The sequence below is a fragment of the Sphingopyxis sp. BE235 genome (assembly GCF_031457175.1).
Lineage (GTDB): Bacteria > Pseudomonadota > Alphaproteobacteria > Sphingomonadales > Sphingomonadaceae > Sphingopyxis.
The window spans coordinates 1,231,058-1,252,273 of the sequence record NZ_JAVDWC010000002.1; the positions used below are offsets into that span (position 1 = coordinate 1,231,058).

Annotated in this window: 17 protein-coding genes and 1 pseudogene; 12 read left to right on the top strand and 6 right to left on the bottom strand. The window is 63.6% G+C overall.

What is annotated here, in order from left to right:
- Positions 1-83: 83 nt before the first annotated feature.
- The 3 genes from J2X38_RS13120 to J2X38_RS13130 all read left to right on the top strand — a co-directional run bounded on the left by J2X38_RS13120 (position 84) and on the right by J2X38_RS13130 (position 4,190).
- The gene (locus tag J2X38_RS13120; RefSeq protein WP_310254689.1) at positions 84-1,028 is read left to right on the top strand and encodes an FAD-dependent oxidoreductase; all 945 of its coding nucleotides are present in this window, start codon (positions 84-86) and stop codon (positions 1,026-1,028) included.
- Entirely contained in the window at positions 1,025-2,587 is a 1,563-nt protein-coding gene (locus J2X38_RS13125) for a phytoene desaturase (RefSeq protein WP_310254691.1), read from the top strand. The genes J2X38_RS13120 and J2X38_RS13125 overlap by 4 nt, the downstream gene beginning before the upstream one ends.
- Before the next feature lie 229 nt (positions 2,588-2,816).
- Positions 2,817-4,190, top strand: coding sequence for a deoxyribodipyrimidine photo-lyase (locus J2X38_RS13130; RefSeq protein WP_310254692.1), 1,374 nt, complete (start codon positions 2,817-2,819; stop codon positions 4,188-4,190).
- Positions 4,191-4,208: 18 nt separating this feature from the next.
- Here J2X38_RS13130 and J2X38_RS13135 read toward each other — a convergent pair whose 3' ends face one another.
- Positions 4,209-4,547 carry a putative quinol monooxygenase gene (locus J2X38_RS13135; RefSeq protein WP_310254694.1) on the bottom strand — a complete coding sequence of 113 codons (339 nt, stop codon included), beginning with the start codon at positions 4,545-4,547 and terminating at the stop codon, positions 4,209-4,211.
- Positions 4,544-4,966: a nuclear transport factor 2 family protein gene (locus J2X38_RS13140; RefSeq protein ID WP_310254696.1), complete on the bottom strand. Its 423-nt coding sequence runs from the start codon at positions 4,964-4,966 to the stop codon at positions 4,544-4,546. The genes J2X38_RS13135 and J2X38_RS13140 overlap by 4 nt, the downstream gene beginning before the upstream one ends.
- 219 nt (positions 4,967-5,185) lie before the next feature.
- Between J2X38_RS13140 and J2X38_RS13145 the strand changes: the two genes are divergently transcribed.
- Complete coding sequence (locus J2X38_RS13145; RefSeq protein WP_171013724.1) at positions 5,186-5,740, top strand: fasciclin domain-containing protein; 555 nt, start codon at positions 5,186-5,188, stop codon at positions 5,738-5,740.
- A 60-nt stretch (positions 5,741-5,800) separates the two neighbouring features.
- Here J2X38_RS13145 and hemH read toward each other — a convergent pair whose 3' ends face one another.
- Positions 5,801-6,790 (bottom strand): ferrochelatase, encoded by a 990-nt coding sequence (hemH, locus tag J2X38_RS13150; protein WP_310254699.1) that lies wholly within the window; start codon positions 6,788-6,790, stop codon positions 5,801-5,803.
- Positions 6,791-6,972: 182 nt separating this feature from the next.
- Between hemH and groEL the strand changes: the two are divergent.
- The 4 genes and pseudogenes from groEL to J2X38_RS13170 form a co-directional block, all read left to right on the top strand.
- Positions 6,973-7,137: pseudogene (groEL, locus tag J2X38_RS13155) on the top strand (chaperonin GroEL); the annotation flags it as partial.
- Positions 7,138-7,418: 281 nt separating this feature from the next.
- Positions 7,419-8,018: a GTP cyclohydrolase I FolE gene (gene folE, locus J2X38_RS13160; protein ID WP_310254701.1), complete on the top strand. Its 600-nt coding sequence runs from the start codon at positions 7,419-7,421 to the stop codon at positions 8,016-8,018.
- Positions 8,019-8,133: 115 nt separating this feature from the next.
- Complete coding sequence (trpB, locus tag J2X38_RS13165) at positions 8,134-9,408, top strand: tryptophan synthase subunit beta (protein WP_310254703.1); 1,275 nt, start codon at positions 8,134-8,136, stop codon at positions 9,406-9,408.
- A gap of 43 nt (positions 9,409-9,451) precedes the next feature.
- The gene (locus J2X38_RS13170) at positions 9,452-9,799 is read left to right on the top strand and encodes a response regulator (protein WP_310254705.1); all 348 of its coding nucleotides are present in this window, start codon (positions 9,452-9,454) and stop codon (positions 9,797-9,799) included.
- 7 nt (positions 9,800-9,806) lie between these two features.
- On the opposite strand, the gene J2X38_RS22975 is transcribed toward J2X38_RS13170, so the two are convergent.
- On the bottom strand, positions 9,807-9,953 hold the full coding sequence (locus J2X38_RS22975) for a DUF1993 family protein (RefSeq protein ID WP_405053454.1): 147 nt from the start codon (positions 9,951-9,953) through the stop codon (positions 9,807-9,809).
- Here J2X38_RS22975 and J2X38_RS13175 point away from each other — a divergent pair.
- Positions 9,933-10,379, top strand: coding sequence for a hypothetical protein (locus J2X38_RS13175; protein WP_238586604.1), 447 nt, complete (start codon positions 9,933-9,935; stop codon positions 10,377-10,379). The genes J2X38_RS22975 and J2X38_RS13175 overlap by 21 nt on opposite strands.
- Before the next feature lie 217 nt (positions 10,380-10,596).
- Here the strand turns inward: J2X38_RS13175 and J2X38_RS13180 are convergent, their stop codons facing one another.
- Positions 10,597-16,548: an autotransporter domain-containing protein gene (locus tag J2X38_RS13180; protein WP_310254709.1), complete on the bottom strand. Its 5,952-nt coding sequence runs from the start codon at positions 16,546-16,548 to the stop codon at positions 10,597-10,599.
- A gap of 351 nt (positions 16,549-16,899) precedes the next feature.
- On the opposite strand from J2X38_RS13180, the gene J2X38_RS13185 reads away from it, so the two are divergent.
- Complete coding sequence (locus tag J2X38_RS13185) at positions 16,900-19,149, top strand: ATP-binding protein (RefSeq protein WP_310254711.1); 2,250 nt, start codon at positions 16,900-16,902, stop codon at positions 19,147-19,149.
- Here the strand turns inward: J2X38_RS13185 and J2X38_RS13190 are convergent.
- Complete coding sequence (locus J2X38_RS13190; protein ID WP_197411472.1) at positions 19,135-19,731, bottom strand: response regulator transcription factor; 597 nt, start codon at positions 19,729-19,731, stop codon at positions 19,135-19,137. The two genes, J2X38_RS13185 and J2X38_RS13190, sit on opposite strands and share 15 nt — an antisense overlap.
- A 413-nt stretch (positions 19,732-20,144) precedes the next feature.
- Between J2X38_RS13190 and J2X38_RS13195 the strand changes: the two genes are divergently transcribed.
- Positions 20,145-20,624, top strand: a complete 480-nt coding sequence (locus tag J2X38_RS13195; RefSeq protein ID WP_310254713.1) for an Hsp20 family protein — start codon at positions 20,145-20,147, stop codon at positions 20,622-20,624.
- 75 nt (positions 20,625-20,699) lie between these two features.
- Positions 20,700-21,215 (top strand): Hsp20/alpha crystallin family protein, encoded by a 516-nt coding sequence (locus J2X38_RS13200; protein WP_310254714.1) that lies wholly within the window; start codon positions 20,700-20,702, stop codon positions 21,213-21,215.
- Position 21,216 lies beyond the last annotated feature (1 nt).

The following is a 21,216-nucleotide window of genomic DNA, read 5'->3' on the forward strand; positions in this document are numbered from 1 at the left end:
AGCAGATTGACGGCACAGTCATGCCTACGGGCGGGCGTAGGACATTGTGCGAGCCCCCTTGGTGACCGCGAGGCCATGGTCTGATGCGGGTCGCGATCATCGGAGCCGGCATTGCGGGGCTCGCCTGTGCACGGCGGCTGCACGACGCCGGGATTGAGGCGACACTCTTTGACAAATCCCGCGGCCTCGGCGGCCGCCTCGCGACCCGCCGCGCGGATACGGGCACTCCGGGGGTCGCATTCGATCATGGCGCCACGCATTTCACGGCGCGCTCGGAAGGCTTTACCAGGCTGCTCGCTGCTTGGGAGAAGGCAGGCCTCGCGGCGCGTTGGCCGGCCGCGGGCGCGGACAGCTGGGTCGGCACGCCGACAATGACCGCGCCGCTGAAATCGCTCGCGAGCGATCTCGATGTCCGCCTGTCGCGACCGGTCACGGCCCTGACCAAATCGCGTGCCGGCTGGACGCTACACAGCGAGGCAAAACGGCTCGGCAAATATGATGCGGCAGTAATCGCCATTCCGGCCGAACAGGCGGCTCCGCTTCTGTCGCTGCATGATTTCGAGATGGCGCGCGCCGCAATGGCGGCGCGCTATAACCCATGCTGGACCGCAATGTTCGCCTTTGAGGAGCGGATCGAGGAGCTCCCCGATTTCCTCCGCGGCTCGGGTGCCATCGTGACCGCCGCGCGCGACAGCGCGAAGCCCGGCCGCGCGCCGGGCGAGCGGTGGGTCGTGCAAGCCGACTGGACCTGGTCGCAGACGCACCTCGCCTCCGACAGCGCGAGCGTGGCGCCAGCGCTTCTCGCCGAGCTGGGAAAGATCGCCGGACGCGACTTGCCAACCCCAAGCCATATCGCGGCCCATCGCTGGCTATTCTCGCAGCCCTCGGGACAGGATCTGAAGCTGCTCTGGAACCCTGCCATAGGCCTCGGCGCTTGCGGAGACTGGCTCTATCACGGCTTTGCCGAATATGCGTGGCTGTCGGGCCATGTACTCGGCGCGGCGATTGCGGCAGAGGCGCCGCGATGACGCGCGCGATCGTGATCGGAGCCGGCATCGGCGGCCTTGCGCTGGCCATCCGTCTCCAGTCGGCGGGCCTCGATACGCTGCTCGTCGAAGCGCGCGACCGGCCGGGCGGCCGCGCCTATGTCTTTGAGAAGGATGGTTTCACCTTCGATGCCGGGCCAACGGTGATCACCGACCCGGCCTGCCTCGCCGAGCTCTGGGAGCTGAGCGGCCAGCGGCTCGAGCGCGATGTCGACCTCGTCCCGGTGTCGCCCTTTTATCGGCTGAGCTGGCCCGACGGATCGACCTTCGATTATGGCAATGACAAGGAGGCGCTCGCCCGTCAGATCGCCGCGCTCGATCCCGCCGACGTGGCGGGATATGAGCGATTTCTTCGCTATTCCGCGTCGGTTTACGAGGAAGGCTATGTGAAGCTCGGCGCCGTGCCCTTCCTCGATTTCCGCTCGATGCTGAAGGCGGCACCCGCGCTCCTGCGGCACCGGGCCTGGCGCTCGGTCTATAAAACCGTCGCGAGCTATGTTCGGAGCGAGAAGCTGCGCGAGGCTCTATCCTTCCACACCTTGCTTGTTGGCGGCAACCCGATGGCGACGAGCAGCATCTATGCGCTCATCCACAAACTCGAGCAGGATGGCGGCGTCTGGTATGCGCGCGGCGGCACCAACCGGCTCGTCGCCGGCATGGCCGCGCTGTTCGCGCGCCTCGGCGGCACGCTGAGGCTCGGCGATCCGGTCGCCCGCATCGAAACTAAGGGCGACCGGGTCACGGGCATCGTGACGCGGAGCGGGTTTACCGCAAGCGCCGATCTTGTCGCCTCGAACGCCGATCTCATGCACAGCTACCGCGACCTGCTCGCGCATCCGCGCGGGGCGCGCGAGGCGAAGCGCCTTGCGCGCAAGAGCTGGTCGCCGAGCCTTTTCGTCCTCCATCTGGGGGTTCGCGGTACCTTCCCCGCCATACCTCATCATATGATATTGTTCGGTCCGCGCTATCGCGGCCTTCTCGACGACATCTATCGGAACGGGACGCTCGCCGAGGATTTCTCGCTCTACCTTCATCATCCGAGCGCAACGGATCCGGACGTCGCGCCCGCGGGTCACAGCAGCTTCTACGCGCTCGCTCCGGTTCCCCATCGCGGCCACGCCCCGCTCGACTGGGAGGTCGAAGGACCCAGATTGGCGAAGCGCATCATCGCCGAGATCGAGCGGCGCCTGATCCCGGACCTTGGCGCGCGGATCGTCACGCAAATCCAATATGCGCCGCCGGACTTCGAACAGGATCTCGCCGCGCATCTCGGCAGCGCCTTCAGCCTCACACCCACGCTGCTGCAGAGCGCCTATTTTCGTGGGCACAATCGCGACGCGCGCATCGAGAACCTCTATTTTACCGGTGCTGGCACCCATCCCGGCGCGGGCATTCCGGGGGTCGTCGCGAGCGCGAAGGCGACGGCGAGCCTCATTCTCGACGACTTCGGCATCAGAACTGCGGCAGCCCGCGATCCGGGCGCACGCGACCGAATATTCTCCGGGCCCGATGACGCGGCAGGTGCTGTCATGCCCGGCTGATCGCACGGACATTCCGGTTCTGCCGGCTGCCAGCGCCGTGCGACCCGCGCCTGGCCGCGGCGGCGGCGGTGATTGCTCATCTCCCAACCTTCCCCTTGCTCGCGCTCGCAAAGCAGCTCTTCATTGCCTGGACTTCCCGAAAGGTCATATTTTGCGGGGTCGGATCCTGCCAGATGAAGAACCCCGCGATCGCCCGCACCCACAGGCCGCCAAAAAGGGAACCGCCGCCATGCCCCCCGCCATCTTGTGGCTTCGTCAGGACCTCCGCACCACCGACCATCCGGCGCTTCTCGCGGCGATCGCCGAAGGTCCGGTCATTCCGCTCTACATATTGGACGACGCGAGCCCCGGAACACGCGCGATCGGCGGCGCGCAGCGCTGGTGGCTCCATCGCAGCCTCGCCGCGCTCGATGCGAGCCTTCGCAAACGCGGCAGCCGGCTCGTCCTGCGCCGCGGCCCTGCCGCTGAAATGCTTGAACGCTTCGCGGCGGAAGCCGGGAGCGCAAGGGTCCACGCGACCCGCTGCTACGAGCCCTGGTGGCGGCACTGCGAAGAAGCGCTGGACGCCAGGCTTGAGCTGCAGCTCCACGACGGCAATTATCTTGCGCCGCCCGAGAGTATCACCAATGCGCAAGGCGCCCGCTACCGCGTTTTCACGCCTTGGTATCGCGCGCTTCTGGGGCGCATGCCGCCTGCCCTTCCCTATGCGGCGCCCGACCATATTCCGGCGCCTAGCGTCTGGCCGGCGTCGGACAATCTTGCCGATTGGGGTCTGACCCCGACCAGCCCCGACTGGGCCAGAGGATTTGGCGACTGGCGCCCCGGCGAGAAGGGCGCATGGCGCGCGCTGCGCGACTGGCTGCCGCTTGCCGGCGATTATCAGGCCCGCCGCGATTTTCCCTCGCTCCCCGCGACATCGCGGCTGTCGCCGCATCTTCATTTCGGCGAGATCAGCCCTCGGTCGATCTGGCATGCGCTCGGCGAGCGCGACGATGCGGGCGCCGAAACCTTTCGGTCGGAACTCGGCTGGCGCGAACATGGCATCAATCTCGTCGACCAGATGCCCGATTATGGCGATCGGAACGGGCGACCCACCTTCGATGATTTCGGCTGGCGGAGCGGCTCCGAAGCCGACCGGGACTTCACTGCCTGGACCCGGGGACGGACCGGATATCCTATCGTCGACGCGGGCATGCGCGAGCTCTGGAATACGGGATGGATGCACAACCGGGTCCGGATGGTCACCGCCTCCTTCCTCGTCAAACATCTGCTGATCGACTGGCGCCGCGGGGAGCGCTGGTTCTGGGACACGCTGCTCGACGCCGATCTCGCCTCGAACGCGATGAACTGGCAATATGTTGCGGGCACCGGCGTCGACGCGCCGGTCTTCTCGCGCATCATGTCGCCGCTGCTCCAGAGCGAGCGGTTTACGATGGGGGATTATGTCCGCACATATGTGCCGGAGCTTGCGCATCTGTCGGACGCCGAGATCGTCGCGGCCCATGGACAGGATGTGCGGGTACCAAAGTATCCGCCACCGCTTGTCGGTCACGAAGCGGCGCGGGCGCGCGCCCTCGCTGCCTGGGAAGCGCTACGCAGCTAGCGAACGAGGATCACCAAGCTAGTCGAAGGCGGCGCTTGCCACGCCGTGGCCGTTGTAAACAGGGCCTTCGCGTGACACACCGAACTTGCGGCTTGAGGAGGAACGTACACCAAACGCGCCGATATGCCCCAGCATTCCCCTGTATTGCGGCCCGGCCAGATGCGCTGCGAGCGCCGCTTCGCCGTCCCATTCCTCGAACACGTGGATGCGCGTCGCCACATGCGGATCGAGGGTCCAGGCGTAAGCGAGACAGCCCGGCTGCTTAATTGCGCCTGCGATCCAGCCGCGCGCACCCGCCAGCGCCTCCCCGCGCGTCTCGGGATCGATATCGATGACCGCCTGGATCAGTATCTTCATGCCTGCACCTCACCTTTTGAAAGCTGAGGCAACGGCCGAAACCGCCGCTCTGCAAACAGCCACCGGCCGTCGATCCGGCGGCAGACGTCGTCATAGATGCCAAGGGTCCGGTGAAGGGCGCCGTCGCGCAAGAAGATTTCCTCGGTGTAGGACCGAATGGCCGCGGTCTCGCCATGGACCTCGATCGATCCGGGCCAGGCGCGAAAGACGATGTCGGGAAAGGCGCGCATCGCCGCGCGCCAGGTATCGACGATCTTCGCCTTGCCCTCGAAGATCCCGAAACCGGGAAGCGACCATAGGCCGCCTTGATCCCAGGTCGCCGCCCAAGCCTCGCTGTCGGCACGGTTGACCGCGTCGGCGTAGGCATGGAGCAGGTCGCGAAGCGCCAGCCGGTCTTCGAACGACCCCTCAAACGGCATGGAAGCCTCCTTCTCGCCCGGCTGCGTCGATGGTCCAGCCTGCCGCGGGTTTGCCTGCAGCTGATGGGAGGGAGAACTGCCGTTATCGCTAGCGGCGAAGGGCCGCGGAGGGCGGGCCGGATAACCCGCCCCAAAGGACAGGTCGCCCCGGCGGCGCGGCGCGCCTAATTTCATGCCCGTCCTATCCCCCCGGGACGAACATTTAAAAAGGAATGACCAATGGCTATTTCCCGTATCTCTCTTTCGCTCGCCGCAGCAGCGCTTGCGCTCGCGGGCGGCATCGCGGCCGCCAAGAACCCGATGGTCGGCGGCGCCGCGATGTACGAGACCAACACCATCGTCGAAAATGCCGCCAATTCGAAGGACCACACGACACTCGTCACGGCGGTCAAGGCCGCCGGCCTCGCCGAGACCCTTTCGGGGGCAGGCCCGTTCACGGTCTTTGCGCCCACCAACGCTGCCTTTGCCAAGCTTCCCGCCGGCACCGTCGACACGCTGCTCAAGCCCGAGAACAAGGCGATGCTGACGGGCATCCTTACCTATCATGTCGTGCCGGGCCGCCTGACCGCGACCGATATTGCCGCGCAGGCCAAAGCCAATGGCGGCAAGGCCATGCTTACCACGGTGCAGGGTGCCAAGCTCACCGTCTGGGAGAAGGATGGCAGCTGGTATGTGAGCGACGCCAAGGGTGGCACGGCGAAGATCGGCCCCGCCGACGTTCTTCAGTCGAACGGCGTGATCCACGTCATCGACGGCGTGCTGCTTCCCGCCTGACACGATATCGGGGCCGCGCGACACTTGTTGGCGCAGCGCGGCCCCGATAATCAAAAGCCCTCAAAGCCAACCGGAAAGTTCGCTCCTTATCAGCGCGGCGAGCATATCCATCCCGACATCGCTGTCATTCAGACAGGGCACATAAGCGAAATGGCGTCCGCCGGCGGCAAGGAACTGCTCGCGGCCGCGGATGGCGATTTCCTCGAGGGTCTCGAGGCAATCTGCAGCGAACCCCGGCGCGATCACGACCACCGACCGGCCTTCTCGCCCGAGCGTTTCGAGCGTCATGTCGGTTGCCGGTGTCAGCCACTTGGCCTTGCCGAAGCGCGACTGAAAGCTCGGAACGACACTCTTCCCCAAGACCTCGCCCAACCGACGCGCGGTCTTGAGGCACATGCAGTGATAGGGATCGCCAAGATGCAGAGTGCGCTCGGGCATGCCGTGGAAGCTCGCGACGATCGTGTCGGGTACAAAGGCGAGGCCGCCGATCGCACGTCCGAGCGACGACGCCAGCGCCTCGACATGGCGATCGTCATCATAATAAGGAGGAAGGATGCGCAGCGCCGGCTGCCAGCGCAGGCGCGCCATATGCGCCTGGACCGCATCACCAACGCTTGCGGTCGTCGCGGCGCAATATTGAGGATAAAGAGGCGCAACGAGAATGCGGCGACATCCTGCCGCAAGAAGCGCGTCGATGCCGTCCGAGATCGAGCCGCTGCCATAGCGCATCGCATGCGCGACCACCGCATCACCTCCCAGCGAAGCCTGAAGCGCCCTTGCCTGGCGGCGGGTGATCGCCGCCAGCGGCGAGCCCTCTGACGTCCAGATTTCGCGGTAGGCACGCGCGGATTTCCGCGGCCGAACGGCAAGGACGATCCCGCGGAGGATCGGCTGCCAGATCAGCGAGGGCAGTTCGACCACGCGCCGGTCGGAGAGAAATTCCGCGAGATAGCGCCGCACCGCACCGCTCGTCGGCGCGTCTGGCGTCCCGAGGTTTACGAGAAGCACGCCGATGCGGTCGACCGGCCCGGCAGGGTGACCCGTTGGCATTCGGGCGAGATTCGCTTCTTCGTAACGGTCCCCGCTTTTAGCCGTTACCAGAGGCCCTTCGTCATTCATTGCAATCTCCGCGGACAGGACGCCTTGCGGCGACCGTGCCGCGCGATGTTGACCGCATGTCTCCGACTTGTCCCGCGCCGCCAAGCTGCACCAAGGGGCAGACTGGATGCGAGTATCAGGACCTCGTCAAGGCCGGCGTGATCGATCCCGCCAAGGTCGTTCGCACCGCGCTGCAGGATGCCGCGTCGGTCGCGTCGCTGCTGATCACCACCGAGGCGCTCGTCGCCGAACTGCCGAAGGAGGAGAAGGCCGCGCCGATGCCGGCGATGGCCTTCTAACAGGCCGGGGGCGGCGGGGCCACCGCCGCCCCCGCATTTCCGTACCGCCCTATTCACCCAACCACCGCGCACCGCGCCACGCCTCGTCAAGCGAGCGAAGGGCATTTCTGCATTCCGGGCTCGCCCGAGGTCCGTGCACCCAACGCGCTTCCAACCGACGATCTGCCCCAAGGGACATGTTGCGACGCCATGCTGCGCTCGGGCATGCGCCGATCCGACGGTCCACCTCCCTCTCCTCCCCTCCCGGACCGCCAACCCTTCGCCGTCAGGAGGCCAGGACCATGCTTCACGTGCCCCCTTCCAGTCCCACAGTTGACGGCGCGATACCCCCCGAGGTTCTCGCGTCGGTCGAGACGCTGCTCCGCTGGGTCGGCGAGGACCCTCAGCGCGAAGGCCTGCTCGACACACCGCAGCGCGTCGCACGTGCCTGGAGGAATTATTGCGAGGGTTATGACGAGGATCCGGCGGTGCACCTGTCGCGCACCTTTGCAGAGGTCGGCGGCTATGACGAGATCGTCTTGCTGCGCGACATCCCGTTCCAGTCGCATTGCGAGCATCATATGGCGCCGATCACCGGAAAGGCGTCGATCGCCTACCTTCCCCGCGACCGCGTCGTCGGCATCTCCAAGCTCGCGCGCGTACTGAACGGCTATGCGCGGCGACTGCAGGTGCAGGAGCGCCTGACCGCCGAGGTCGCCCGATGCATCTGGGACAATCTCCGTCCGCACGGCGTCGCCGTGGTGATCGACGCCCAGCATGGCTGCATGACCGGGCGCGGCGTGCGCACGCCCGGCGTCGGCATGGTCACGAGCCGGCTCCTCGGCTGCTTCCTCAACGACCAGCGGAGCCGCAAGGAAGTGCTGGCACTGATGGGCTATTGATGCGCCGGTCGAGAATCCGGACCGGTCTCGCGGGATTTATCTGCCGGCGTGAGGCGCGCGCCGGGATCCTGCACGCCGCCGCCTCGCGCCGGTCTCCTGCCGGGGTTGCACCGACATGACTCAGGGGTCGCAACCCTCCGACGATCCTGGTCATATTCCTAACAGCCTGCGTGGGCAGCCAGACGACGCGGGTCATTTCGGGAAATTCGGGGGCCGCTTCGTCCCCGAAACGCTCATGCCCCTCATCCTCGATCTGGAGCGCGAATATCGAGCCGCAAAGCGCGACCCGGCTTTCCAGGCCGAGTTCGACGACCTGCTCGAACATTATGTCGGCCGCCCCAGTCCGCTCTACTTCGCGCCGCGCCTGACGTCTGCGCTCGGCGGCGCGCAGATCTGGTTCAAGCGCGACGAACTCAATCACACCGGCGCCCACAAGATCAACAATTGCGTCGGTCAGATCCTGCTCGCGATCCGGATGGGCAAGACCCGCATCATCGCGGAAACGGGCGCGGGCCAGCACGGGGTGGCAACGGCCACCGTCTGCGCGCGCTTTGGCCTGCCCTGCGTCGTCTATATGGGCGCCGCCGATATCGCGCGCCAGGCGCCCAATGTCTTCCGCATGAAACTGCTAGGCGCCGAGGTCGTGCCGGTCACGGCCGGCGCCGCGACGCTGAAGGACGCGATGAACGAGGCGCTGCGCGACTGGGTCGCCCATGTCGAGGACACCTTCTACATCATCGGCACCGCAGCCGGTCCCCACCCCTATCCGGAGCTTGTGCGTGATTTCCAGAGCGTCATCGGAAGAGAAGCGCGGGCCCAGATGCTGGCCCGTGCCGGCCGCCTACCCGATCTCCTGGTCGCCGCGATCGGCGGCGGATCGAATGCGATCGGTCTCTTTCACCCGTTCCTCGACGACCCGATGGTCAAGATGCTCGGCGTCGAGGCCGCCGGCCATGGCCTCGACAAGGAACATGCCGCGTCACTGGCCGGCGGGCGTCCCGGCATTCTTCACGGCAACAAGACCTATCTACTGCAGGATGACGACGGGCAGATCGTCGAAGGCCATTCGATCAGCGCAGGTCTCGATTATCCCGGCATCGGCCCCGAGCATGCATGGCTCAAGGAAATCGGACGGGTGGACTATAGCTCCGCGACCGACGCGGAAGCGCTCGAGGCGTTCCAGCTTCTATGCAGAACAGAGGGTATCATCCCCGCGCTTGAGCCCAGTCACGCCGTCGCCGCGGTTGTCAGGATCGCGCCGGCGATGCCGAAAGATAGTATCATCATCGTCAACATGTGCGGACGCGGGGACAAGGACATATTCTCGGTGGCCAAGCATCTCGGCGTGGAACTTCGAGCGCGACGAAAGGTAGGGGCACGGGACGTGTGATCGAAGACACTGGCGCTACAGATTTCGGATCTATGAGGGACGGATGATGATAAAGGTGTTTCTTGTAGAAGACGATCCGCTGGTGTCGATGATGCTCGAGGGGTATCTAGACATACTTGGACACGAGATCGTGGTAACCGCAGCGACCGTCGCGGAGGCGCTGGATCTCGTCGCGAAGCGAGATTTCGACCTCGCAATATTGGATGTTCACCTTGCCGATGGCAAAACGAGCGAGGCGGTCGCTTCCGCGTTGAGCGATGCCGGGAAGGCTTTTATAGCGACGAGCGGAGATGCGACGATCATGGCGGCTGAATTTGATGGCCGGCCAGTTCTTCGCAAACCTTTCAGGATTGCCGAGCTCGAACGGGCAATCGCCGCTATAACGGGGTAGCCCGCGGTCACAGGCCGGAGCCTGCTCGACGGTCGTATTCGGGCGCGACTTGGTGACGGGCCATGTGCGGCATGAAATCCATCTTGCCGATGGCAAGACCTGCGTTGCACAGCGGCGCGTAAGCCATCGTCGCATGAAAGTAGAAATTTGGCATGATCCAGTCGCGGACTCAAAGCCGCGATTGCAGCCGCAGCATTCTCCTGGCAGATTGTCGTCCATGGGGTCGTTTCGTACTTTTTTGATCATCCTTTGGCTGGCGCTGGCCGCCTACACCGCTGTAGTCATTTCCCGCCACGGCCTTGGATTGTTACCGATCTTTTTCGGAGACGTGGCGAAGCTGGGATGGCCCGGGCAGTTCAACCTCGATTTTCTCTGCTTTCTCGTCCTCTCTGCGCTTTGGACGGCTTGGCGGAATGGATTCAGTGCGATCGCCCTGCTCCTCGCGCTCATCGCCTTTTTCGGAGGCGCGGGTTTCCTGCTTCCCTACCTCGTCTTTCTAACAGTTCAGGAACGAGGAAACATGCCCCGGGTGCTGATCGGCGCGCGAACCCGAAGAGATGAGCCTTACAGCGGACGATGAGCGCGACGGCATTTCGCCGTCATCGAACGAACTGCGCTTCTCGCGGCGCCGCTTGGCCGTTTGCTGCCTGACCGCTTTCAAGCGAAGATCTGCGAAAGCCGCCGTTCGCAACTTGCTCCTGCGGCGCGACGAATAAAATGCGGCATTAATGAGGCCGAGACGACGTAAGTCGTCTCGGCCACATACCGCGCGTTTCGCTCTTCTGACGGGTCGCTAATCAGAAGGCGATACGTGCGGTAACCCTTGCACCATGAGAGCTGCGGTCAGAGGCCAAGGTTCCGGTATAAGCGGCCCCGAGGCGGAACGAGCCTGTAGCATATTCAAATCCGGCTTCGACCTCTGCCGAGTTTTTCGGGATAGCCGTGCCCAGGATACCAAACGCCGGTCCGCCGGAGGTGAACCGCGAGACGACCGGCGCGCTGCGATCGTTAAGGGCGAGGTTCCAGGCGGCCGACACATAGGGCTGGAAGCCCAACTGACCGGCATTGAACTGCGCGCGCCCGCCCAAGCTGACGAAGGTGGTCTTCTGATCGCCCTTCGCGACGGTGAGCGCCGCGTTGCCGCCGGTTTCAGCGAAAGCATCACTACTGGTATCGACATGTGCCAGTCGAGCGAAGGGCGTGATCGCCGTCTTGCCGGTGACAATGTCATAACCGATCTCGCCAAAGATCTGCAGCGTATCAGCGTCACGGTTCGACGAAAGCGTTTGAGCCAGCGGCGCGCCGCTAATCGCGCGGGTCGTGTCAATGTCGTGCCAGGCATAGCTTACACCGATCGTACCCCGCAGACCGCCGTCGGCGCCATAAGTGGCGTGGGCAGCCAGATATTTGCTTTCGACATCCGCATGGTCGCTGCGCCCGCCGAAGCGGAAGTCCGATCCGCCAATACCCGCCGAAAGCGCTGCGGCGAAGCCGTTGCCGCCAAAACCGACGCCCGCGACCAATCCCTTGTGATCGGTGTCCATCGCGTAATTGCCGCGCGCTGCGTCAAACTCGCCCCAGCCACCAAAGGCCGAGCCCCACACGAACGCACCACCCTCTTCGGATGCTTTCATACCCATCAAGGCGTTGCGCAAATGACGGCTGTCGTCGGTCAGGCCGCTGATCGTGCTAGCCAGAATTTCGCCCGACAGGTCGCCGAAGCTCGCCTGTGCGGTCGCCGCATTCTGGACCAGCACCGCTTCGTACAGCGGATTGTCGACGCCAAGTGCCTGAACTGCGGCCGCCACGCTCGCCTGGTTGAAGCCGACCGCGATATCGGCGAAATCGATATCGTTGCGATAGAGCGACAGCGTCACCGAGTTGGCGCTGTAGCGCAGCAGCGGATCGAGGAAGGCGAGATCGGTCGTCACCGAACCGAACGTCCCGGTGATTCCCGCACCGCCTGTCAGAATGATATAGTCGGTGCGCGGGTTATAGTTGCCGTCCTCGGCTAGGACCGCAACGCTCGCCGTGCTGGCGATCGTCACGGCGCCCGTCGCGTCGAGGCGATCTGCGGCGCCCGCCGCGCTGACTTCGACTTCGTAGATCGAGCCGGGAGCAAAGGCGAGATCGCCGTTCACGGTGAGCTGGCCGATCGAGTTGCCCGGTGCGATCGTGCCGCCGCTGGCGACGGTCGTCGATCCCACGGCGCCGTTGCCGCCAAGGGTTCCGCCGCTGTTGACGGTCACCGGCGAGGCGATCGAACCATTGACCGCGAGCGTGCCGCCGTTAACCGACGTCGGGCCGGTATAGCTGCTGTTTCCGGTAAGGTTGAGCGTGCCGGCGCCCTCTTTTACCAGGCTGCCCGTGCCCGAGATATCGCCGCCGAAAGCAGTGTTGCCAGATTGATCGACGGTGAGCTGGCTGTCGCCGATCACGACGTTCGAACCCGCATCGCCTTCGAGGCCGCCGATCGTTTGGTCCTTGCCCGTGATGTCGAGCGTGCCGCCGTCGCCTAGGTCGAATTCGGTGCCCGGATCGATCGTGCCGCCGATGCGTACCGAGCCCCCAAGGATGTTCGTCACCCCCTGGAAGGCATAGTCACCCATGAAGGTCAGCGCGCCGTCGCCCATCTTGTCGAGGGTACCGCTGCCCGAGAAGGCGCCGAGGAAATCATAATCGTCCGAACGATTGAAGACGAAGCGCCCATCGTTGACGATATTGCCCGCAAAGCTGCCCTCGCTTCCGCCGGCGCCCAGCTCGAAGAAGCCGGCCCCTTCGGTCTTCACGTCACCCTGGAGCAGACCGGTCAGAACAAGGCCGCCATTGGAGATGATCGTTCCACCAGTGTGGGCGATGTTGGAGGTGTCGACGGTAAACACGGCGTCGCCGATCAGCTGCAACTGCCCCGTCCCATCGATCGTCAGGTCCGCGAGATCGGACACGACGTCGTCGGTGCCGAAGTTCAAGACAAGCAGGCCGTCAGTCCGAACCGACGGCGTCAGGATCGGCGACGAGGTATCGCCCGCGCCCAAGTCAATTTCATTGACCTGCAGCGACGCACCGCTGGCGATCGAAACGTTATCGAATGCGCCGACCATCCCTGCGGTCGACCAATAGCCTGCCGCAACGTCGAGCGTCTCAAACCCGGTCGCTTCGGTGAGTTGCTGCGCCTCGGTCAGTTCAAGGACGTCCCCATCGAGCGTCAGGCTGTCGTTACCGCCGCCTGCGTCCACTGCGCCGGACATCGCGCTGCCGGTTCGCAGGGTGACACGGTCGTCGAAGCTGCCGAGTTGGACCGCGATCCCGCTTGAACCGGTGATCGTCCCTGCGTTGTCGAGGATGACCGCGCCGCTGTCATCGCCCCAGACGCCCCGGCCGCCGCCCGTGATTGCCCCGGTGTTGACGAGCGTCGCTGTCCCGAAATTACCGAGAATGACGCCGTCTGTCGCACCAGTGATCGTGCCGCTATTGGTGATTTCGGCAGTATCGAGGAAGCCCGCGACCGCAGCGCCAAAGGTCCCGCTTCCGGTGATCGTGCCGCTATTGCTGATCGTGCCGGTCTGCGCGATTTCTTGCGAGACCTGCAGCCCTTCGACGACAGCGCCCGATGTTGCGCCAGTGATCGTTCCGCTATTGGTGATCGTTGCGGTATCGGTGACGAGGACGACCGCGCCATAGCCGTTGGAGCCCGTGATCGTCCCCGTATTGGTGAGCGTGCCGTCAAAGCCCGTTTCCTGGACAAGCCCTGCCCCGCGCTGGATAAGAACGCCGCCCGGCCCCTCACCGGTGACCTTGCCGGCGTTGTCGACCGCGCCGCCGGCCGACATGATGATCCCGAACCGCGTACCGCTGATGTCGCCGGTGGAACTGTTCGCAACGGTTCCGACATCGTTCGCCAGCGTCTGACCGTCATAGGGATAGATCGAGATGCCATCGGCCAGCACGCTGCCCTCGCCGCGGATGATGCCGCTGTTGCTCACGCTGCCGCCGCCAATCAGGCGCACGCCATCGTTCGATTCGCCTCGGATCGTGCCGCTGTTCGTCACCTGCGTGCCGACCGCGATGCCGACGATATCGCCGATCGCCTCGTCGAACTGATAGGCGGTCGTGATGCCGGCGCCCGCACCTGTGATCGTCCCGCTGTTGGTCACGCTCGACGACGCGGTGGTGATCGTGATGCCGGCGTCGGGCGCAGCGTCGAACCCGTCGTAACTGCCCTCGCCGCGGATCACACCGGCGTTGTTCACGGCAAGTGTGCCCGTCGCGAAGGAATAAATGCCCGACGTGCCGCCGGTGATCGTGCCCCCCTCGGCATTGGTAATCGTTACGTCCGCACGCGATCCCTGCGAGACGCCGGCGCCAAAATCGCTGCCGATCGTGCCGCTGTTCTCGAGCGTCGCGCTGGACATGTCGCTGCCGAAGCCAACCCCATAGCCGTCGCCGCCGCTGCCGCCGAGATTACCAGTGCCGCGAATGTCGCCTGTGTTCACGACCTTGGCGGTCAATCCACTGCGATCCTCGCTTGGATCTGTATTGAGGGCAGTCCCCTGGACATAGACGCCGCCATTAACGCCCTCGATTTCCCCGGCGTTCACGACCTCGCCGCCGCCCGACAGGATGATTGCGAACCGCTGGCCCTCGATGCGGCCATTCTCATCGTTGGTGACGTGGGCCGAATAATCTTCGTTCGACTGGTCGACATGCGCAAACATCGAGATGCCATCCGTGCCCTGCGCACCTGCATTGACACCCACGATAAAGCCGCTGTTGATCACGCTCCCGCCGCCGGCGAGGCGAATGCCGTCGTTATTGAGACCGATGATCTCGCCATTGTTGGTAATCGAGGTATTGATTGCGCGGCCCGTCCCATCCGCCATCGGCGTGGTGACGATCCCATATTGGCCGCCGATGATCCGACCGCTGTTGACGATCACCGCGTCCGCCGTCGTAATGACAATCGCATCCTGGGCGCCAGCGCTTATCAACCCCGCATTATTGAGAGCCAGCGAGCCTTCGTTGGAACGGATCGCGGTCCCATTGGCGACGATCTCGCCGTCGTCATGGTTGTTGATGGTGAGGGCGCCCGTCGACTGACCGATGATGGCGGCCGCTTGGCCGCTGATCAGACCCTCGTTTTCGATCACGGCACTGCTGAGCGCGCCTCCGGCAAGGACTCCCAAGAAACCCTGAACGGTGCCGCTGTTGTTGAGCGTGCCGATGCGACCAGTCTGGTCTGCGGTCGCGCCAAGGATGACGCCGAACGGGCTGACATTGGGATTGGCGGGATTGAAGGTCCCGGTGCTGCGAATGGTCCCTTCATTATCGATGGTCCCGCCACCCTGGACGACCACGCCGAACATTTGGCCTTCGATCAGGCCGCCCGGAGCATTGGTCACCGAGCCGATACCGGTGACATCAGTCGCGACAGACTGGGCGAATTCGGAAAGGGCGACACCGGTGCCCGACCCGTTATTGCCGTTCAGTCCGCGGATCACGCCGCTGTTGACCACCGATCCGCCGCCCGCGAGCGAAACGCCGCTGCCTGCGCGGCCTTCGATCGTGCCCGAATTCGTGACCGCAGTGTTGCGCGCGCGCGCCTGCGTCCCCTCGGCATTCTGAAACACGGCGGTCGTAATGCCCGACAGGGCGCCAACAATGCCCTGGCTATTGTTGATCACGGCGTCGGCGGTCGTGATGTTGATCGCATTCTGACCGGCGCTGAAGATGAAGCCCTTATTATCGACGGTCAGCGTGCCGGCGTTCGACGCGATCGCCGTCGCATTTGCAAGGATTTCGCCATTCTCGAAATTATTGACGGTCAGGTTGCCGGTGGACTGGCCGATGATGGCGATCGCGGTCGCACTGATCATTCCATCGTTGTTGATCGTCGCGCTTTCCAGCGCACCGCCAGCCAGAACCCCGAGAAACCCCGAAATGTTGCCGGTGTTCACCACCGTCGCGGCGCGGCCGGTCTGTTCGGTGGTTGCACCGAGAATGAGTCCGAACGGGCTGACGTTCGGGGTCGCGGGGTTCGGATTACCGGTGCTGCGGATCGTGCCCATATTGGTGACGGTGCCGCCGCCCTGCAGCACCGCGCCGAACATCTGACCTTCGATCACGCCGCCGTCATTGTTGGTGATCGAGCCCACGCCCGTGATGTTCCCGGCAGCCGCGCCGGGGAATTCCGAGATCGATACGCCGGTGCCGTTGATCATGCTCCCGGGCGCCCCGCTGGTCCCCGAGATCGTGCCACCGTTGGTGACGGTACCGCCGCCGACGAGGGCGACGCCCGACCCTGCTTCGCCGCGGATCACACCGCTGTTCGAAACCTGCGTGTTCGCAGCGAGCGGCTGCGGGGGCAGATCGTCGCCATTTACGTCTTCGCTGAAAAAATAGGATGTAACGACGCCGTTCGCCGCCCCGCTGATCTGGCCCGCATTGGTGACGATGGAATTCGGTTGCGCGATCACGATGCCGCCGCTCGGTCGGCTGTCGATACCGCCGACGTCAACGCCGTTGCCGCGAATGACACCGGCATTGCCGAGCGTGACCGGACCATTGTCGGCATAAACCCCGATAAGTTCCCCCTCGATCGTCTCCCCTACATCGACCTCGAGCTCTAGCCGCTCGGGCTGGTCATTATGAACGCCGAACGCATTCTGCGCGGCTGCGGGCGCCATATGTCCGATTGCGAGGCCGACGATCGCGCTGGTGGCAAGCAGGCGAGATTTCGAGATGCGTGACATATTCTGGAGTCCCCCATTGACGTTGCAGGCAAGGCAAAGGGTTCACCGGAGAGCATTTGCGCTCTCCGGCTCATCCGCCCCGCCTCGAAAATTTGCGCCCCCAGCCGTTCGGGCAAAAATACCCATCGGCTTTGCGTGCGATGACTAGTGGCGTGGACGGCGGGACGTCTACCCAATGTTATTTAGGGTGAATTTGCGACGGACCGTTGCCGGGGTGCTTGCACCGAAGTGTCTGGCCGTTACGGGTGACAGATCACCGGGGGGTGGGTTGAACTTGTCTTGGGCGAACCTGTGCGTGCGCCCGTTGGACGCAGATAAGCGTTCGGTCCCCGCCCGGCGGCGGGGGTGATAATGAAGATCTTATACGCGATCCTTGGGTTCTTTTGCCTGCTGGCCGCTCAACCGGCGCGCGCAAACTCCGACAAATTGCCGCTGCTCGATCTCAGGGCTGGAGAAGATGCACCCGCACTCGCCTCGTTTGTTCGGTTCGCGAAGCGCCCCGGCGTCGCAAGGACTCCGCAACTGGAAGCGATTCTCGGCGGTCCGCTGCAGCATATAAAGGGATCGACGATCCACTTCGGCCCCCCGGGCACCCGGACCGTCGTCCTCCTCAACGTTCGCAATGCGAGCGACGCGCAGGGAAGCTGGATTCTGACCACCGGCCGCGGCTCGCTGAAGCACTTCCGTCTTTATGAAGCCGAAGGTCACGCGCTCAAGCTGATCGTCGATGCTACCGATCCGCAGGTCGCCCGCGAAAATCTCGGGACCTACCAGGCGTTCAGCTCCGAGCTTGTGCTTGCACCGCGGCAGGAAAAGCTGGTCGTCATCGAATTTGTTTCCGAAAATTCGACCTATATGCCGCTCCGCATCGAAACCTATGGCACCTTCTTCAAGGATCGGCGCGCCAACGTATCGATGGTGTCGGGTGTCGTCGTCGGCGCGCTGACGCTACTGCTCCTCAATTTCCTCTTCTTCTCGATCACAGGCTTCAAGGAATTTCTCTGGCTGGCCGTCGCGGAAGCTTTTTTTGCGCTCAACACGGTCCATTCCGAGGGCTACATCACCATATTCTTCCTGTACGACAAGCCGCTGACCGGCGTCGCCGTGGAAGATTTCTTCAAATGCGGATTTGCGGCGGCGATGGCGCAGTTTTGCCGAAGCTTCGTGAAGACTGCGGACAACTTCCCTAGGAGCGACCTCACCCTGAAGGCGCTGATCCTTTTCGCCGTCGCCGTCATGCTGGTCCAGCCCGGCCTATCACTCTACCCCGCCGATGTTCGCTTTTTTCTCCACCTGTCCGGATGGATCGTCGCGGTCGGGGTGGCGTTATTCCTGCCTTTTGTGGGCTATGCGGCGATGAAGCAGCTTGGGTCCCAGCTCTGGCCCCTCTTCGTCGGCTGGGCCAGCCTCGCGCTGTTCATTTTCTATGCCGCGATCGCGTCGATGGGCTTCTTTACCTGGTTGCCGATCAACTGGCACCTCTCCGGGCCCGTCGGGCTCTTCGAATCGATCATGGTAACGCTGGCGCTCGGACTGAACCTCAAGAAGATCCAACGGGAAAAGCTGGTAGCCGACACCAATTATGCGCAGTCGCTTGGCGAACGCCTCGAAATCAGCGAACGGGCGACGCGCCTCGCTGAAGAAAAAGCCTATGCGCTCGAAACCGTACATAGTCAGAATGCGCTGCTTCATGCGTCGGGCCACGACAGCCGGCAGGTTATCCTGGCGCTCAACAGCGCAGTCGCGGTTCTGAAGCGGCAGGAAACGCCGGGCGGCGACCCGGCGCTGATCGCGATGCTCGAAAGCTCCGCCGATTATCTGAACGAAATCGTGACGACGACCATTTCCGGCGCCAACATCGCCGCGGGCGATGCTGAATTCGTCGCACTCGGTGCCTTTCGCGGCCAGGCGTTGATCGAGCCGCTGACGATGATGTTCAAGACGCCCTTCGCGAACAAAAAGCTGACACTGGAGGTCAGCGTCGCGGACGACGTCATGATCATTTCGGACAAACCGCTCCTGATGCGCGCGCTCGCAAATCTGCTGAGCAATTGCTACCAATATACCCAGACCGGCGGAGCCCGCATTACCCTCGCGCTCGACGCGGGCCGTGCCATAATCACAATCAGTGACACCGGCAGCGGAATGCCTGCGGCCATCATGGCCGCCTTGAACAGCGGAGGCAGGGCGCGCCTCCGAGGAAACGAAACCACGGAGGGAACCGGCTCCGGTTTCGGGTCGGCCAAGCGCATCATCGAAATGCTTCGGGGAACCCTCGAAATCTGTTCGTCGACCAGCCACGGCACGGAAATCCGGATAGCCCTCCCCGCAGCCTCCACTGCCGTTACGCCGATCTCGACGGACGAATTGCAAGCGGGCTTATACGAATGGACGATTCTCGACTTCGACCAGCGCGAAGATTTCGAGTTGGGGCTGGCCGCATCGGACAGCGAAACAAAACCTGTCCTCGCTGTGACCTATGATGACAGCACAGTCACGCGCGGCCGACTCAGCCAGCTTGTCACGATGGTGGCGATCAAACCCGTTTGCCGTGAACTGACGCACCATCCCCTGCTGTTGGCCGCGTCAGAGAAGGTTTAGCTCATTCGCGCGCTCGACGATCCTGCGGTTATGCGGGACGTCGAGTTTACGCCGCAGTTCGGCGATATGGAAAGATACGGTCGGGGGTGCGATCGCAAGACGATAGGCGATCTCCTTGTTTGTCTCACCCTGTGCCAGATAGTGGAGGATGGCCATCTGCCGCGAGGACAGCGCAACGGGGGATTGCTGAAACTTGCCGAGCGCTTCTTCGATATGCGGCGAAATATAGACCTCGCCCGCCAGCGCTGCGTCGCAGGCGGCGACAATGTGATCGAGCGGGTCCGATTTGCTCACGACAGCACGCGCGCCAAGTTTGAGCGCCGAATGAATCTCGGCAAGGTTCGTTTCACCAGTCAGGATGATAACCGTCATGTCGCGCGACCCGACGATCTCGGCGAGAACATTTATACCCCGCACGTCGGGCAAGTTGAGATCGAGGATAACCAAGTCGATCGGTTGCGACTGTACGAAAGCATTGACCATCGCGCCGCAATCGAGCGCGTCGACAACGACGAAGCGATCGAGCGAACCAAAAAGGAACCGCAGACCGCTTTGGGTGATGCGGTGATCGTCGACGATCAAGACATTATGCTGCACCGTCATGCCCCACTCTCTCCTCCCCAGATGCTTCTCCGCAGATTATTCACCTGCCGCAACCCGAAATAATGCGGGGTGGTTGGGGGTCGGACTCCGGGCGCGAAAAAGGGTCGCGCTTCACATTACGGCCAAGCGCTCTTTCTGGGCGATACCGGAACCGGTACTGGCCGATTGCCGTCAGGCAGCTTTTGGTACCAATCGCATATAGCGGCCATTCGTCGCTCGCGCGTCAATCCGTCTGAGCGGAGTCCGATAGCAAAAAATCTCTTGAAAGCGTTTTTCGGCTTCCTAACTTTTTATCGCCGGGTGCCGAAACCGGGCCCGGTGGGTCAAATGAGAGCGCCGGCTCTCTCCGGCGTTTCTCACGCCCAAATTGCTCAACTTGGAGGATTTGGAAAATGAGAAGCAGTTTTGATTTTGCGCCCTATCGGCGCTCCACGGTCGGCTTCGACCGCCTGTTCGATCTCCTTGAGACCGATTTGCGCGGCGACGGCGGCGAAGGCTATCCGCCTTTCGATCTTTCGCGGCAGGGTGAGGACAGTTACCGCATCACGCTTGCGGTGGCGGGCTTCCGCCCCGGGGATATCGAGGTGGTCGTCCAGCAGAATCAGCTCATCATCAGCGGCAAACGCGGCGAGGACAAGGACGAAGGGCAGTATCTGCACCGCGGCATTGCGGCCCGCGCCTTCGAAAGGCGCTTCCAGCTTGCCGACTATGTCGAAGTCGCCTCCGCCGACTTCGAGAATGGTTTGCTGAAAATCGATCTGCGGCGCGTCGTCCCCGAGGCAATGAAGCCGCGCAAGATCGAGATCGGCGGCAGCCCGCCTGCCAATGATCGCCTGGAAGCCGCGAAGAAGAAAGAACTCGAGGCGGCCTGACCCGGGCCATCGGCTCCCCGCCCGCAGCGGCGGCGAGCCACGCTGAAACTCTCTAGCCAGAAAGGAGATGCTATCATGGCTATTCGTGATTTGATCCCTTGGAGCCGGCAGGAGAACCGGCTCCCCGTTCCGGTCAGCGCCGAGCGCGATCGGGGCGATCATCCGCTTGTGTCGCTTCACCGCGACGTCAATCGCCTGTTCGACGATCTCTTCCGCGGGTTCGGTATGCCGTCGTTCGGCGGCCTCGGTCGCGAACCGTCGTGGCCGAGCCTCGAGTTCGGCGAGACCGACACCGAAGTTCGGGTAGTTGCCGAACTTCCGGGTCTTGATGAGAAGGACGTCGAAATCACCGTCGAGGAAGGCGTTCTGACGCTCCGCGGCGAGAAGAAATCCGAGGTCGAGGACAAGGACCGCGGCTATACCGAACGCAGCTACGGCCGCTTCGAAAGGCGCATCGGCCTGCCGCGCGGTGTCGAACGCGACAAGGCGAGCGCGACGTTCCAGAATGGCGTGCTCACCATCACCCTGCCCAAGTCCGAGGCGGCGAACGAGAACGTCCGCCGCATTCCGGTCAATGCGCGGGCGGCTTGAC